Origin of the sequence: Paenibacillus rhizovicinus, assembly GCF_010365285.1 — a bacterium.
GTDB lineage: Bacteria > Bacillota > Bacilli > Paenibacillales > Paenibacillaceae > Paenibacillus_Z > Paenibacillus_Z rhizovicinus.
Genome location: NZ_CP048286.1, coordinates 2,839,834 through 2,855,722 on the forward strand (window position 1 = coordinate 2,839,834; position 15,889 = coordinate 2,855,722).

Annotated in this window: 11 protein-coding genes and 2 pseudogenes; 2 read left to right on the plus strand and 11 right to left on the minus strand. The window is 55.2% G+C overall.

The features are described 5' to 3' along the window. Positions 1-3: 3 nt before the first annotated feature. The 6 genes from GZH47_RS12690 to GZH47_RS12715 all read right to left on the minus strand — a co-directional run bounded on the left by GZH47_RS12690 (position 4) and on the right by GZH47_RS12715 (position 9,146). Entirely contained in the window at positions 4-906 is a 903-nt protein-coding gene (locus GZH47_RS12690; protein ID WP_162640421.1) for a carbohydrate ABC transporter permease, read from the minus strand. A 63-nt stretch (positions 907-969) separates the two neighbouring features. Beyond that, complete coding sequence (locus tag GZH47_RS12695; protein ID WP_162640422.1) at positions 970-2,403, minus strand: ABC transporter substrate-binding protein; 1,434 nt, start codon at positions 2,401-2,403, stop codon at positions 970-972. A gap of 422 nt (positions 2,404-2,825) precedes the next feature. Next, positions 2,826-5,570, minus strand: coding sequence for a sensor histidine kinase (locus GZH47_RS12700; RefSeq protein ID WP_162640423.1), 2,745 nt, complete (start codon positions 5,568-5,570; stop codon positions 2,826-2,828). Between the two features lie 17 nt (positions 5,571-5,587). Next, on the minus strand, positions 5,588-6,922 hold the full coding sequence (locus GZH47_RS12705; RefSeq protein ID WP_162640424.1) for a response regulator transcription factor: 1,335 nt from the start codon (positions 6,920-6,922) through the stop codon (positions 5,588-5,590). 335 nt (positions 6,923-7,257) lie between these two features. Continuing rightward, positions 7,258-8,220, minus strand: a complete 963-nt coding sequence (locus GZH47_RS12710) for a TRM11 family SAM-dependent methyltransferase (protein WP_225446465.1) — start codon at positions 8,218-8,220, stop codon at positions 7,258-7,260. An 11-nt stretch (positions 8,221-8,231) separates the two neighbouring features. Then, on the minus strand, positions 8,232-9,146 hold the full coding sequence (locus GZH47_RS12715; RefSeq protein ID WP_162640425.1) for an ArsR/SmtB family transcription factor: 915 nt from the start codon (positions 9,144-9,146) through the stop codon (positions 8,232-8,234). A gap of 166 nt (positions 9,147-9,312) precedes the next feature. Between GZH47_RS12715 and arfA the strand changes: the two genes are divergently transcribed. After that, on the plus strand, positions 9,313-10,821 hold the full coding sequence (gene arfA, locus GZH47_RS12720; protein WP_162645217.1) for an arabinosylfuranosidase ArfA: 1,509 nt from the start codon (positions 9,313-9,315) through the stop codon (positions 10,819-10,821). Between the two features lie 381 nt (positions 10,822-11,202). Then, positions 11,203-11,574, plus strand: a complete 372-nt coding sequence (locus GZH47_RS12725; RefSeq protein ID WP_162640426.1) for a VOC family protein — start codon at positions 11,203-11,205, stop codon at positions 11,572-11,574. A 305-nt stretch (positions 11,575-11,879) separates the two neighbouring features. Here GZH47_RS12725 and GZH47_RS34755 read toward each other — a convergent pair. The 5 genes and pseudogenes from GZH47_RS34755 to corA form a co-directional block, all read right to left on the minus strand. Further along, positions 11,880-12,104, minus strand: a pseudogene (locus GZH47_RS34755) (ATP-binding protein); the annotation flags it as partial. Positions 12,105-12,578: 474 nt separating this feature from the next. Next, positions 12,579-13,604: pseudogene (locus GZH47_RS34760) on the minus strand (histidine kinase dimerization/phospho-acceptor domain-containing protein); the annotation flags it as partial. After that, positions 13,601-14,284 carry a response regulator transcription factor gene (locus GZH47_RS12735; RefSeq protein ID WP_162640428.1) on the minus strand — a complete coding sequence of 228 codons (684 nt, stop codon included), beginning with the start codon at positions 14,282-14,284 and terminating at the stop codon, positions 13,601-13,603. The gene GZH47_RS12735 and the pseudogene GZH47_RS34760, both read right to left, overlap by 4 nt. Positions 14,285-14,510: 226 nt before the next feature. Next, positions 14,511-14,804 (minus strand): small, acid-soluble spore protein, alpha/beta type, encoded by a 294-nt coding sequence (locus tag GZH47_RS12740; RefSeq protein ID WP_162640429.1) that lies wholly within the window; start codon positions 14,802-14,804, stop codon positions 14,511-14,513. Between the two features lie 97 nt (positions 14,805-14,901). Next, positions 14,902-15,852, minus strand: a complete 951-nt coding sequence (gene corA, locus GZH47_RS12745; protein WP_162640430.1) for a magnesium/cobalt transporter CorA — start codon at positions 15,850-15,852, stop codon at positions 14,902-14,904. Between the last annotated feature and the right edge of the window lie 37 nt (positions 15,853-15,889).

Consider the following 15,889-nt stretch of genomic DNA (forward strand, 5'->3'; position numbering starts at 1 on the left):
TCGTTATCCCTCCTGATCCGTTTCATAGTGAACCCAGAATCTGCTTGTCACGAACACGATCGCCGTTAGGATAAGAATCGCTAAGAACAATACCCATAGCAATGCCATACCGTATGCGAACCGTTGGAAGGCAAAGATTTGCTGGAACGCATGGACGAAGTACAGATAGTTCGGCTGGATCGGACGGTCGAGCAATCTCGAACCGCTCAGCAGGATGGCCTGCAAACCGATTTGCAGCGAGCCGATAATACCCATAATGACGTTGAAGAATATAACCGGCGTCATGAGCGGCAGCGTAATCCGCAACGTCCGCTGTGGCGCTGTTGCACCGTCGATCGATGCCGCTTCATATAGATCCCGCGGAATGCCTTTCAAGCCCGCCAGATTGATTAACACGCCGCCACCTGCGCCCCATAAGAGCATGATGAGCAGGGAAGTCGTGGCATAGTCGTATCCAAGCCAGTTCACGGGGTTTATACCGAAGAAGTCCAGAATACCGTTTAGTACGCCGCCATTGCTGGAGAACATAAACTTCCACATGATGACGCTTGCCACCGCTGGCACGATGGAAGGCAGGTAGAAGAGCGTCCGGTATATCCCGACTCCGCGCACCTGTCTGTTCAACAGCATGGCCAGACCGAGAGCGACCGCCATGCCGAGAGGTACGTTGATAATCGTGACATAAAACGTTCGACCGAGCGAGTACATGGCGTCAGAGTCCGTAAATACCCGGTGGTAGTTATGCATGCCGGTCCATTTCAGTTTCTTGATATTAAAGCCGTAGTAGTTGGTGAAGCTCAAGTAGAGACCGTATATCATCGGATAAAGACCGAAAATCAAGAACATGATAAACCATGGTGAGATCATCGAGTAGAACGCAACGGTTCGTTTAGTCTTCTCTTTCATACTTTCGCTCCTTTATGACGAGAAGGGAGAGTTCGCCCTCGAACCCTCCCCGCTAGACTTAATTTACTGTCCGGCTGCGGCTTTCGCTTCCTCGATGGCATTGCCAGCATCTTTAGTCATGCCTTTAATTGCATCTTCAATAGATGATTTACCGAAGAGCAACGGTTGCGAGTATTTGCTGAAGACTGCTCCGCCACCATTGCCGAGGTAAGGGTTCCAGATAATGTATTTATTGGAGTTCTCGATTTCGCCTTTCATAACTTCATTGACTTGTTTGTCGAATGCAGTAACGGCAGGCAGGGAAGCCATTTTGCTCTTGAAGATCGGAAGACCCCAGCCAGTTTTAGCACGATCGTCGGCTGGTTTGCCGCCGAAGTACCACTCGAAGAACGTCCAAGCTTCGTCCGGATGTTTGGAAGCCGCGTTGATGATACCGCCGGTCGCGCTGCCCGTAGGCGCTACGCGAGTTCCGCCCGGAGCTATTGGCGTAGGCAGCATGCCGAAATCTTCAATATGGGATTTAGCGCGTTCTTCGTTACGAATTACGCCGCTGTACCAGTAACCGAACACTTGCATAGCAACTTGGTTCTTGAAGAACAGATCGCCGCTGTCCGATTGGTCGTTGTTAACGGAGTTAGGTCCGACGTTGTTCTTAACTGCATCCAACCAAGTATTGATGTAATCCTTAACCGCAGGATTGTCGAAGTTGATCGACGAGAAGTCGTCGGTGTTGATGTTCACGCCGGCGCTGAGCAGATATTCGAGCATGCCGTCATACGTAGGCTCTACTTTCGATCCGCTGTTCGTGCCGATGCCGTATTGTTTGATTTTGCCGTCAGCGCCTTTGATCGTCAGCTTCTTAGCCAGATCGATGAACTCAGGCAGCGTCATTGGCTCCGTCGTGCTCGGAAGCGGTACGCCTGCAGCGTCGAATGCTTTTTTGTTATAGAAAATGGCATAGTCATTGGACCAGTCTTTCGGCAAGCCGTAGATTGGGCCGGCGCCGACTGTCTTGCCGTCGAAGCGGTATACGTTCGTGATATCCATCAGGTCGTCCGCTTTGAACACCGTGCTGGTGTTGATGCGATCCGTCAAGTCAGTCGCAATGCCTTTGATTACATAGCTAGGAAGATCTTGTACGCCGAGAATACGAATAACGTCAGGGGCGTCGCCAGTAGCCAGCTCTGCTGCCAGCTTCGTGGCATCGACTTCTTCGATTTCAACGTGGATGTTCGGATGCTCTTTCTCGAATTCGGCGATTTGATCTTTGGACAGCTCGCCTGCCGTGATGCTTGTTTTGATCGTTACAACGTCGCCGCTCTTGGTGCCGGCATTGTTCTTCGTGTTAGTAGATCCTGTATTTCCGCCGCCGTTGTTCGTGGTGTTAGCCGTGTTACCGCCGGAATCGTTCCCGCCATTGTTGTTGCTGCTGCCGCAACCTGACAGTACGACTGCCGTTGCCGTAACAGCCATAAGCATGACCGTCCATTTTTTCAATTTCTTTTCCCCCTAGAAGAAATTAGTAGAATTCCTACCTCCATCAGAATAACACGGAAAATGTAAGCGCTTAAATAAGGGAATCCTCCAATCTTAATGGGTAATCCTATGATCCTTGCAGGGTAATCGTGCGGTTTCCTATGGTAATCTTGCGGTTTCTAGGGCGATCGTATGATTTACCGGGGTTATCGTATGATTTGCGCTGGATTGTCGAATGATTCCTTCGGCTGTCGAATGGTTGGCATGGATTGTCGAACGACTTGCCAGGACACATATATGTTTTTTTATGGACAACAGTAACGGCGGCCATTCCGCAGGAAAGAAAAACAGGCTGCCCGCAGTCGATGTGAACCTGCAGGCAACCCGTGCTTCATGACCGACATACCTTTGCGCACCGCATAAGCGTCGATAGGCTGCGAATCCTACGAATCTTGCAGCGGGACCGTCAGCGTAATGGCCGTCCCCCTCATCTCGCGGCTTTCGATCGTCATGGATGTCCCTTCTTTATAGATCAGCCTGAGCCGCTGGTAGACGTTGCGCAGCCCGATGCCGTTCTCGTCGCTCTGCTCTTTCCCGTACTCCCGCTGCATGTCGGCCCTTACCATTGCCAAAGTCTCCTTGTCCATGCCCACGCCGTTATCCGCGATGCGCACCTGCAGATTGCCGCCCTCCGCGACTGCAGAGACGATAATGAGACCGCCCTCTTCCCAGCCGAGAAAAGCGTGCTTGATCGCGTTCTCAATAATCGGCTGCAGCACGAAACGCACGATCGACTTGCTCCGCAGCTCGTCGGGCACTTCGTATTCAACCTCGAAGCTGTGGCCGAAACGGATTTGCTGAATGGTGACGTAGTTCGCAACATGCGCCAGCTCCTTGTGGAGCTCCACGATGCCCGAGCCTTTGGCAATGCTGTACCGGAACAAGTCGGCCAGCGCGCCGACGATGGCGCTTACCTCGAGATTACCTGTTCTCATGCTCCGCATATTGATGACTTCCAGCGTGTTGTACAGAAAATGCGGATTGATCTGCGCCTGGAGCATGTCGAGCTCAGCCCTTGTCTTCATCGCGATCAGCTCGTTCTCTTCGCGCATGACGCGGTCCAGCTGGTCGATCATCCGGTTGTAGCTGCGCACGATGCCCCCAAGCTCCGTTTGTTCGAGCTCTTCCAGCCGAAGGGACAGATCGCCCTCCCCGACCCGAAGCATCGTCTCCTTCAGCCGGTGAACGGGCTTCACCAACTGAATCGCGATCGCGACCGCCACCACGACGGACAACAGCAAAACGACGGAGGTGAACAGCAGGAATTGCTGCTGATACTCGCGGTTCTTCTCCAGTACGTCGTTGAAGACGAAATTGAGCGTGAGCTTCCAGTTCGTGTTCGGGATGCCGCTCGTGTAGAAATGCTGGCCGGGCAAATCCCCGACGGTGCGCTGGCGCGATTCGTAGATCGTACGGCCCTTGGCATCGGTAATGGCATAAGAGGTGTTGATCAGCCCCGAGTCGATGTTCTCGAACGTCGACTGCTTCGGCACCATGAGCAGATACGTGGCTTCCCCGTCGTCCCCCGGTCCGTCGATTCGTTTCACGATCGCCGTCGACAGCGGATTGAAGACGTTGTCGTAATTCGAAATCCAGTACGGGGCGTCTTGATCCGACAGGAACGACTTATCGGTATTGAACGCGGTTTTGTTATTCGAGAAAATGGATGAATAAATGCAATTCCCGTTCTGATCCAACAGCACGAAGTAGGAAATATCGTTCAAGCCCGGAAACATGAGCAGATTCGTCGTCAATCCGCCCAGCATGAGCGGCGTCGTGTAATTGTTGGTCACGTAATCCTGCAGCTGCCGGCTCGCGGAAATTTCCTTCAGAATCGTCTCCGTAAATTGCAGCCGGTTATGAATGCTGACCGCGGAGAAGCGGCCCGTTACGTCGACGGACGTCTGCATCTCGCGCCGGATGTCGTGCTTGGACAGCCAGTTGTACAGAATGCCGTCCGATACCGCCGGGAGGCCGACGGCCACGATGAGCGCGATAATGATCTTGTTGCGCATCGATACGGCATGAAAGCCCTTCTTGATCAGATCATCCGGCAGCGGCCGCAGCAGCCACTCGCTGCTGAGCGAGAAGCTCTTGATTTGCTTGGAAACCATGCGGAACGGTTTGAATACCTGCTTCAAATAGAAATAGCTGATCAACACCGTGATTAGCAGCGTAACCAGAGACACCGCAGCCATGATGTAAATCCGGTCCCCGCGAAGCATGCTTGCTCCGCTGCCGGTATCGGTATACATGATGCTGAGCTTGAAGGGAAGCAGATTCTTGATTTCGTTCTGGTACTTGGACTTGCCGTTCGATGAGCTTACCGGGGTACCGGCGCCCTCCGAGGCATCTTTCAGCGGGTCTGAAGGCGCAGTCGTCCACAGGATGCGATTGTCTTTGCCGAGGACGGAGAAATACGTTCCCTCCGGCAAACTGCTCGGAATCGCTTGCTGGAAGAACCGGTCGCTCAGCACGATCATCGTAAGCACGCCGTTCTCGTTGCCGTTCGAGAACACGATCCGGTTCTGGATTTCCGCCATGAACGCTCTCAGCTGCCTGACGTCGTCCTTCTCCAGCATCGGATTGCCCGTGGTGAAATATTGCGCGAAATCGGCCTGCGTATACATCGTGAATTGGTCCCTGTCCGGGAGAATCAGCTTGTCCAGCTTCGAATAATGAAGCCTGTCCAGATCCAGCCGCGGCAGGTCCATGAAGGTGCCGGATTCGATCTTCTGCACAAGGGAACGCTGCACGAAAGTTTGCGACAGAAAATAAACAGCCTGCACGGAGGAGGGAGACAGGTTCAGCATATTGAATTTCTGCTGCAGCTGCTGCATGCCTAAATCGGCAACTTTCTCATCGCGCAATCGCATAAGGTTCTTGTAATAATCGCTGAACTCCGGCGTTTGCAGCAGCAGCATCAAATTGTCGATGTCGTTCAGCTGCACGAGCACGTTCTGTTGAAACTGGTAGAGCATATCCTGCGACCGCTTCTGGTGCAGCGACTTATCGATGACGTCCATGTAGGTGAGACCGATGTAAGCAAGCGCGAGCTGCGTGATCAAGGTTAACGCCGCCGTAAGAATGACGATCCGCCTAAGCGTCGGACCGAACCGTTTCAACATGATGACTCCCTCCGCGTTTACCTTGATTTGCAGCGATATTCGTGCGGCGTCTTGCCCGTATATTTCTTGAATACTTCCGTGAAGTACGCGGGATCGGAATAGCCGACCTGTTCGACGATTTCATAGATTTTGAGATTCGAGCCGCTGAGCAGCTCCATGGCCCGCTGCAGCCGAATGGCGGTGAGAAAGCTGAGGAAGGTTTGACCGGAATTTTTGAACAGCGCAAACAGATGGCTGCCGGAAATGTGAACCTGGTCGGCGACCTCCTTCAAGGTCAAACTGCGGTTGAAATGGTCCTGGATATACTGCTTCGCCTGCACCAGCAGCATGTTGACCGGTTCCGTATCCGCTTCGAAGCCGCCTGCGGCCGCGGCAGTTCCGGCTGCGGCTTGTTCCTTGCTCGCGATCACGGCCGCAGCGGGACGGTTCGCCGCTGCCGCGGATTCGCCGATCGCCAGCGTACCTTCTTCCGGGTTAGCGGCCAACGCCGCCGACGCCGCCTGCGCGGACAAATAAATATCGGCAGGCGACCCCACCGGACGACCGACGCCGCCGGAGAAAGCCGATTTGAACAAGCCCCGGTATTTGCGCCACTGCGGCAGCAATTCGGCGAAATGCGCTTCCGCCTCCCGCTTCATGGACAGCACGTACGCCTCGCTCGTCTGCCCGTTCACCCAGTGGTAACCGAGTTCCTTGCCTTCCCATAAATCCGTTAAGATATTATCCAGCGAGAAGGCGAGCAGTTTCTTTTCTTTATCGCCCATGGCCGCGCCCGGCTCCGCGAGACGATCCGGACGGAAGACCGCTACGGTATAAAAGTTCCCTTCCAGCAGCACTTCGCCATCAGAGAAGCCCTGCTCCAGTTCGGCTTCGGAGAGCGGCTCTTGAAACAAACGGCGAAGGAACTCGGCACGCAGCACGCGCGCCAGCAGCTCCGCCTTGCGTTTCAGCACGGACACGCGGAATTCTGCCTGCTTCTCTTCCCGCAGGCGCTCCACGGCACGGAAAAATGTATCGTGCAGCATCTGAAATTGCAGCGGCTTCAGCAAATAGTCGATCGCGCCGAATTGCAGTGCTTTCTGGGCATACTCGAAATCGTTGTAACCGGATAGAATAACGACCCGAATGAACGGATATCGCGCGTTTAATGCGGTCATTAATTCAATGCCGTCCATAAAAGGCATGCGAATATCGGTAATGACGAGGTCGACGGGCTTCTCCTCGACAAATTGAAGCGCTTCCAAACCATGGGAGCAGCAGCCCGCCACTTCAATGCCAACCTGATGCCATGGCCAAGATGCCAGGCCTTCACGAATTTCTTTCTCGTCATCCACGATCAGCAGTTTATACACCTTGCGATTCCTCCCGCTTGTTTTCGTTGCCAGCAAGTATCGACAGCAGTATCTAATCTGGGTGGTGGTTGATCTCATCTAGGTGGTGGTTGATACCAGTGTACTGCTGTCGCGGCTAGCCGACAAGGCACTGGCGGAAAAAGATAGCCCTAAAGCAATTGGGAAATTTTTTACTGTACAATCTGTAAAATGGATGGATTTGTTCCTGCGGCTGCAGCAACCCCCGGCTCACCGCAAAAACAGACCAAGCCGGAAGGCCTGTAAGGCTTCCGGCTTGGTCATTCTCATTCATTCAGACTCCGGCTCGCTCGTTATAGAGAGAAGCCGCTCCCCTCTCAACTGCCTCCATCGCTCTCGCAGGCGATAACCTGGCGCTGGAACTTGCCTTTGCGAACCGTGCACCGGTCCGTTATCCGTAAGCCCGCCTGCGAGATCGCCTCGTCGATCGGCTCCGTCGTGACGATGACGACCTTGTCCGCCAAACGACGGGCGCTGCGCAGCATGGCGAGCCGTTCTTCGTCCGGGAGGACGGAACACAAATTATATGGCAAATCGAGCACGGCCGCGTCAAAGGGACCGTCCTCTCCCGGTTCCAACAGCGTCATATCCGCGCGCTTGACGACATCCGGCATGCCGAAATGCGCCAAGTTGATGCGCGCCCCCTTCAGCGCGAGCGGGTTCAGATCGTACCCGATCATGTCGATGCCCATCGATCTTGCTTCAATCAGCACGGTGCCGATTCCGCAGCACGGATCTATGGCGCGCACGCCTGCACGGATATCCGGTACCGCGATGTTCGCCACCGCCCGCGCAACCCGCGTACCGAGCGCGGTGGAATACGGCTGGGGCTTGTCGTTATGTTTCAGCCACATCGGCTCGCTTTTCACGTATTCCCCGAACCAATACCGTCCTTGAACATGGGCAACGCCGAACAGTCGGTCCGGATAGCGCATGTCAGCCTGCCCGTGAATGCGCCAGCCGATCTCTTTCTCTGCCGCCCGCTGTTCGTCGAATGCCAAGCCACCGCTTACGAATGTTACCTTAAAGGTTTGTCCATCCAGCTGCACCGCATTCGCGACTTGCTCGGCAATGCCCGCCGGATCTTCGGCCGTCAGGATCACATCCAGTCTGCCGCGAAGGAACGGACTTCTGCTCGGATCGACATTTTTATCGATTATCACATAACCGTTGCGTGCTTCAACGCCGAATAAGGCACGCATTTCCATTGCAAATAATTCCTGCTCGTCCTCATGCGACGCGGCCGGATACAAATATCTACTATTTTCTACGTTTTGCATAATTTCACCTGCTATACCCCGCTGCTCCGATACGTTCGAAAGAGGATGGATTGATTGTAATTGCCGAAGCCCTCGCCATAGATCGTGAGACCTCCGACATGTTCGGCGTCGCCGGGAACGGCAAGGCGAAGCTGCCAATCGTTGCGCAGCATGACGATATCCTCCAGCGTTACGTCGGACAGCCGCTGACCGTCGATGAAGGTGCCGTCAGCCGTAATGCGGATGACTTTCAGCCAGCCGTATTGATTGACCATCTCCATCCACCAAGACGGCGTAAGCCTCCCGCGGCCTTCGCCGGAATCGCCGGGACTCGTCCAGTAGCCAAGCAGCGTATCGTTGAGGTAGAAATGAATATCAGACGGCCAGTCCGCCTGAACGCCGGGTGCTTCCGATCCGATTTCGAACGAAATTTCGATCTCCGTAAGCGTTTGGCCCGGAAGCACGTAATTGGGGATGCGATACTCGACGAAGCCTTTGCCGAACCAGAGAATCTGCGCATGCATGCGTTCCGGCTCCATGAAATAACGCGGGTCGTCAAACTGGCCGATACTCCGCTCCGTCGTGGCGAGACCGCAGGTCGGATGCACCTCGAAGTCGGTATAATGCCCTACCGGCACGGAAACCTCCTGGCACTCCCGTTTTACCCCTTGCGGCTTAGGGAGGTCGAGCTCGATTCGACTGACGGCGAGGGAACATATTTTGTGCGTCCCTCCTCCCTTGCGGACAAGCTTGGTCTGAATGAGGCCGCCCTTCTCCAGCTTCTTCGTGTGCATCGTCACAATGGCACTGCTTAGGCCGAGCGCCGCCGCAAGCTCCTTGACATTCATGGACTGCCCGGACAGCAGCTCCAGAATACGCAGACGAACATCGCTCGCGAGCGCTTCGTACAGGGGGAGCCATTTGCGATCCAAATTCGCGCTTATCATCGATCTCACTCCAGCTTTGATCAAGTTTAGTTAACCTTTATATTAATTCAATTTCCGAGGCAATAAAAGCTTGCGCAGCTGCGGGGGATGCTGTTTAATAGTTTTGTAGTCAACTTCTTGTTAATTAGTTAATGATAATATTAATTTAACTACGAGGTGAGTCATGATGTCAATGAAAGCGAAAATGATCGTGGATAAGGATTTTACGATTGGCGAGGTCGATAAACGCATTTACGGCTCGTTCATCGAGCATTTGGGACGGGCGGTTTACGGCGGCATCTATGAGCCGGGCCATCCGACGGCCGACGAGCAAGGTTTTCGGAGCGACGTGCTGGAGCTGGTCAAGGGCATCGACGTGCCGATCGTCCGCTATCCCGGGGGCAATTTCGTTTCCGGCTACAACTGGGAGGACGGCGTCGGCCCTGTCGAGCTTCGTCCGAAGCGGCTGGAGCTGGCTTGGCGTACCGTCGAGCCCAACCTGATCGGGTTGAACGAGTTCGTGGACTGGTGCCGCAAAGCGAATACCTCGCCGATGATGGCGGTCAATCTCGGGACGCGCGGTCCGGAGGAAGCCCGTCAACTCGTGGAGTACAGCAATCATCCGTCCGGCTCCTATTGGAGCGACCTGCGCGTGCAGCATGGCTATAAGCAGCCCCACGACATCAAGACTTGGTGCCTCGGCAATGAAATGGACGGTCCATGGCAGATCGGGGCCAAAACCGCCGTTGAATACGGCCGCATCGCTTCCGAGAGCGCGAAGGTCATGCGCTGGGTCGACCCGTCCATCGAGCTTGTCGCATGCGGCAGCTCGAGCCTCCAGATGGCGACGTTCCCGGAATGGGAGCGCACGGTGCTGGATTTGTGCTATAACGAGGTCGATTATTTGTCCCTGCATCAATATTACGGTAACCGCGACAACAACACAGCGAACTTCTTGGCCCAATCGATGGGCATGGACAGCTTCATTAATACCGTCATCGCCACTTGCGACTATGTGCAGGCGAAGAAGCGCAGCAAGAAGAAAATCCATCTCTCCTTCGACGAATGGAACGTCTGGTATCATTCCAACGACGCCGATTCCCGCATCGAGCCGTGGTCGATTGCGCCGCCTCAGCTCGAAGATATCTATAATCACGAGGATGCGCTGCTTGTCGGCAGCATGCTGATCAGCCTGCTGAAACGAGCGGACCGCGTGCGCATGGCCTGCATGGCGCAGCTCGTCAACGTCATTGCGCCGATCATGACCGCAAACGGCGGAGGCGCTTGGAAGCAAACGATCTATTATCCGTACATGCATGCCAGCGTGTTCGGGCGCGGTACGGTGCTCGTGCCGCTCGTCACGTCGCCGAAATACGACGCTGCGGATTACACCGACGTCCCTTATCTGGATGCCGTCGCGGTGCATAACGAAGAAACCGGCGAAGTGACCGTCTTCGCGGTCAATCGCCATCTCAGCGAATCGCTGCCACTGGAAATCGATCTGCGCAGCTTCGGCGCTTTCCGCGTGCTGGAGCATATCGTGCTCGAGAGCGACGATCTTAAAGCGGCCAATACATTGGACGCGCCGAACCGCGTCACGCCGCATGCCGGCGGCAATTCGGCGGCGGATGGAAGCACGATTCGCGCCGAGCTTGGCAAGGCGTCGTGGAACGTGGTTCGCGTGAAACTGGCTTAAGCAGGCGGCAGGAGCTGGCGATTGCGGGAGCTCCGTGAGGGAGGCAGCTAGGCGGGGGCCATGCGCGTCTCCGCTAGGGTGGCTGCTAGGCGGAGACCATGCGCGTCTCCGCTAGGGTGGCTGCTAGGCGGAGACCATGCGCGTCTCCGCGAGAGTGGCAGCGGGGCTCTTACATTCGTGCCAGTCCCGCTTATAGAGAATTCAAAAGGATGATGCAGGCGACCTAGAAATAGGTGCTGCATCATCCTTTTGTTTTACATCGACTGTTGCGATTGGAGCTAGGAGGTGTATTAAATATGGAATTCCCTTCCTACAAAGCATATAATGAATGTATTGAAACTTTGTTTCATGCTACGAAACAAATCCAGAGGAGGTCATTCAATGTCATTCTCTTTCATCGGTGTAGACCATGTACAGCTTGCCGCTCCAGAAGGCTGCGAAACCGCTGCGCGGAATTTTTTCAAAGGTGTACTGGGTTGGCCGGAGATCTCGAAGCCGGAGCCGCTCCGCCAGCGAGGCGGAGTATGGTTTCAATGCGGCGCACATCAGGTCCACATAGGCGTGCAGCATGATTTTGTTCCAGCGACGAAAGCTCATCCCGCTTTTATCGTGCAGAATTTGGATGGACTGATTGGACATCTAACTGAGTTCGATGTTCCGTACAACCTTGATGATGCCAGAGATATAGAAGGCGTCCGGCGCTTCTTCCTGAACGATCCGTTCGGCAACCGGCTCGAGTTCATGGAGGCGTAACCGCCCGAATCGTATTAAACGATACTATAATACCGGCAACATGCTGGTTAGCGGCAATTTCGCCTAATGAGCTGCACCCAGTGCAGTTCATTGGTGTTTTTCCGGAAATTTCCCCTGATGTACTGCACCCAGTGTCACCAAGTGCAGTTCATTGGTTCTTTTCCGGCAAGTTTGCCTGATGTACTGCCCCCCAGTGCAGTTCTTTGGCGATAGGTGCAGGCTGCTGAACCGTTGGCCGTTGGGCTGTCAGCAAGCTAGCCACCAACAAACAACGTTACTTCCCCGATAACCCCAAGCCCGCGCATTTAAGCCGCGCCCTTCAACAGCACGCTAAACCGTACGCCTTCCAGCGTATTGCCAATACGATACTGGGCGCCATGGGCATCCAGCACTTTGCTGACGATATACAACCCGAGCCCGCTGCCGCCCGTCGAACGGCTCCGCGACTGCTCCGCGCGGAAGAATGGCTCGAACAGACGCGGCAGCTTCGTCTCGTCCAGCTGCACGCCGGTGTTCAGCACCTCTAGCCGATAACGGATCGGCGCCGCAGCCAGATCATCCAACAAGCTCTGCGCGGCGTCTCCCTTCCATGCCAGCCCTTCCCCGGTCAGACCATCCGGTGCCGGGCTTTCCAAGGCCGCCATTTCGCTCGACGCTCCTTCGAACCGGGCGCTCGCACCCGCATGCGCTTCACCGGACGAGCCATGCACCCGCTCGTCCTCCCCAGGTTCCCCAAGCTCCCTATCCGTCTGCCGCTCTTCGACAAGCCGCACGAACACCCGCTCCCCGTCGCCGGAATACTGCACGGCATTCGTAATAATGTTCGAAACGGCCTTCGAGATCAGCCGTTCGTCGGCGATGACCATCGCCTCCTCCGGCAGCTCGAAAGCGATCTCCATATGCTTCACGCCGGCAAGGTAGCTCATGTTGTTGATCGCTTCCCGGACGAGCTCCGTCAGGTCCACCCGACGCATAAGCGGGCGGAATTCGCGGCTTTCCAGCTTCGACAGCTCCAATAGTTCATGGACAAGCTTGTCCATGTCCTTCATGATCGTATACGACTTACGCAGGTACGCGTCCCGGTCGCGGAACGGCCCGACGTTGCCGATCATCGCCTCTAACTGGCCGCTGACCGCGGTGATCGGCGTCTTCAGCTCATGCGAGATCGTCGCCACGAATTCGCGCCGCTTCGCTTCCTGTTCCCGCTCCAGCTCGATGTCGCTCTTGAGCTGGGCATTGGCGTCCTGCAGCTCGCCCATCGTCGACTGCAAATTGACCGCCAGCTTGCTTAAGCTGAGCGACAACTCGCCCAGCTCGTCATGCGACTTCAACGCAGGCTCCGTCTCCGTAAAATCCAGCTTCGCCAGCCGGTGCGCCACGCCGTTCAGCGACAGCAGCGGACGCGCGATCAGCCTGGCGTAAATGAACGCGCCTCCGATGGCAATCAGCACGATCGGAATAAGCATGTAAGGCAGGAAGAGCAGGATGACGCTTGCCGCTTCACCGATCGGCTGCAGCGGCGCATCGACGTACAGCGTGAATGCTTCGTTGCTTTCGGCAAACGATACCTTCCGTTCCGCGCTCAGAATATGCATTTTCTGACCGCCGGTCCCGCCTCCCGATGCAGGACCGATCGTGCCGTTGCCCGATTTATCCACGAACCTGCCGGTTTCCATCTGCTTGCGGAACAATGGATAGTCCATCGACCCGGTTCCTCCGTTGAGCCAGCCTTTGAACGAGCGGAAATTCGGCGGAATGTAGTAGCCGCCTCCGTCCTTATCCCTCAGCATCATGACGGCGTTATGCTCTTGCCCGAACTGGGCGATCTGCGGCAGCGCCTCTTCAACGGGTTGTCCGTTCACATTGCGCAGCAGCTCGTTCACGCCGCTCTCCAGCTTGGACTGTTTGATATATTTATAGTAGCTCGGCAGCATGAAATACAGCGTCAAATAGATGAGCACGGCCGAAACGACGAGCAATGCCGTCGTGACGAGAAAGATTTTGAACCGGATGCCCCTGCGCCGAATCATCCGCCCACCCCTGCCAGCTCCGACTCGAGCGAATAGCCGACGCCCTTCACCGTGCGAATAATGGAAATGCCGAGCTTCTTGCGGATGTTCTTGATATGCGCGTCCACGATCCGGGAATCGCCGAAATAATCGTAACCCCATACTTTGTCGAGCAGCATGTCCCGCGTCATGATCCGCCCGGCATTATGGATGAGCGTGTGCAAAATATCGAATTCCTTGGTCGTCGTCTCCACAAGCTTGCCGTCGACGAACACTTTGTACGCATCCGCATCCAGCCGCAGCCTGCCGTCGAACAGCTGCTCCCCGGACTGCGCGCTGCGCGTGCGGCGCAGCACCGCCTCCACGCGCTTCATCAGCACATGGAACGAGAACGGCTTCGTGATATAATCGTCGGCCTCTTCCTCGAACGCTCGCAATTGATCCTTCTCCTCGCCGAGCGCGGTCAGCACGATGACCGGCGTATCGCCTTTGTCCCGAATGCGCCTGCAAATGGCATAGCCGTCCATCGTCGGCAGCATCAGATCGAGAATGACGAGATCATACGTCCCGGCTTGGAACTTCTCCCAGCCCTCCAGACCGTCTTCCGCCACTTCCACTTCGTATTGCTGCGCTCTTAGAAACTCTGCGATGAGCTCCTGTATATAGTGATCGTCCTCAATGACAAGAATAGCCGCGGGCATAGGCACACAACCCCCAATGTATGAATATAGGACTTTAGTTTAGTCTCGCATCCTGAAGCACAAATGAAGCCAAACTGAAATTAAGCTGAAAACGAAATATTTTCCCATATGTATCCATTTCATCATACCATCCGAGCATGCCAAAAAACCATCTGCGCATTCGCACAGATGGCTGCATCGATTCGTCTCTTCTACTTCCGTACAACGCGGATCTCCGCCTGGAGCGCTAAGGCTGCCCCTGGTTGCCGTTCGCCAATTTCTCCTGCGCCATGCGCACGAGCTCCTTGACCATCGCGCCGCCGATTTGACCGCCGATCTGGCCCATCGATTCCGTAGACGCGTTGCCGTTATAGCCATGCTCCAGCGGAATGCCGAGCGACTGGGCCACCTCGAACTTCACGTCGTCCGGACGGCCGGGATTCACGACGAACCCTTCCCGCCGCATGACTTCAGCCTTAAATGCACTCATCGCGGCATCCGCGCCCGGAACGAGATGCTTCCTCCGACTCCGTCTTGCCATCTGCCAATCGCCTCCTGAGGACCGTTTATGTGTACGTTCCCCGAACGAAGGCCAATTTATGCGGACAACAGACAGCGGGCAGCTAGGGCGGCTTTCATCAATCGAACCAGCCTTTGACTTTGAACCAGGCATACATGCCCACGGCAAGCAGCGCCATCACGATCAGCACGCCGAAATATCCGTTGTGCCACGTCAGTTCGGGCATATTGACGAAATTCATGCCGTAGATACCCGCGATGAACGTCAGCGGCATGAAGATGACGGTAATGACGGTCAGCGTCTTCATGATCGTGTTCATCCGATTCGCGCTGAGAGACATATAGTGATCGCGCAAGTCCGAGGTCATGTCGCGGTTGGAATCCACGATCTCCGACAGCTTCAGCAAGTGATCGTAAATATCGGTGAAAAAATGGTGATAATGCTTCAATTCCTCGATCCGCTGCGTATTGAGCACGCGGTACAGCAGCTCCCGCATCGGGACGACCGTTTTGCGCAGCTTCAACAGCTTGTTGCGGATTTCGAACACTTGAACCAGCTTCTGCTGCGTCCCTTGCTCGAGGGGCCCGGTTTCGAATTCCAGAATCTGATCCTCGATCGCCTGCGCCGCCGGAAAATACTCGTCGACCAGCTCATCCATGATGACATAGGCGGCATGAAGGCAGCCGTGCTTTTCCCGGCGCGGCTTCTGGAGCACTTTCTCCCAGGCGCGCTCCACCTCGCGGCGAGGATGCTGATGATAACTGACCAAATAATTTGGTCCGATGAATAAATCGACTTCCTGAATCTCCAGCGTCTCCTGCGAGATGGCGTGCAGCACGAGAAAATGCACATCGTCGTAATGGTCCATTTTCGGCCGCTGCAAATAATACAGGCAATCTTCGATCGCAAGCGGATGGAAGTGGAAATAATCGTCCAGCAGCTTGGCTTCTTCCGGCGAAGGCGCGCTGAAATCCGCCCAGTACCAGGTAATCTCATGGTTCGCCAGTTCATCCAGCGACGATAGTTGAACGACGCGATGATCGCTAGTCACGGCAAGAATATGTATCATACTATGGCTCTCCATCTGTTCTTCTTCATGTTAACAA

Coding starts and splice junctions, on each gene's coding strand:
- GZH47_RS12725 (WP_162640426.1), top strand. CDS start 11,203: ATGTCATTCTCTTTCATCGGTGTAGACCATGTACAGCTTGCCGCTCCA.
- GZH47_RS12740 (WP_162640429.1), bottom strand. CDS start 14,804: ATGGCAAGACGGAGTCGGAGGAAGCATCTCGTTCCGGGCGCGGATGCC.
- GZH47_RS12700 (WP_162640423.1), bottom strand. CDS start 5,570: ATGTTGAAACGGTTCGGTCCGACGCTTAGGCGGATCGTCATTCTTACG.
- GZH47_RS12735 (WP_162640428.1), bottom strand. CDS start 14,284: ATGCCCGCGGCTATTCTTGTCATTGAGGACGATCACTATATACAGGAG.
- GZH47_RS12710 (WP_225446465.1), bottom strand. CDS start 8,220: ATGCAAAACGTAGAAAATAGTAGATATTTGTATCCGGCCGCGTCGCAT.
- GZH47_RS12715 (WP_162640425.1), bottom strand. CDS start 9,146: ATGATAAGCGCGAATTTGGATCGCAAATGGCTCCCCCTGTACGAAGCG.
- corA (WP_162640430.1), bottom strand. CDS start 15,852: ATGATACATATTCTTGCCGTGACTAGCGATCATCGCGTCGTTCAACTA.
- GZH47_RS12690 (WP_162640421.1), bottom strand. CDS start 906: ATGAAAGAGAAGACTAAACGAACCGTTGCGTTCTACTCGATGATCTCA.
- arfA (WP_162645217.1), top strand. CDS start 9,313: ATGTCAATGAAAGCGAAAATGATCGTGGATAAGGATTTTACGATTGGC.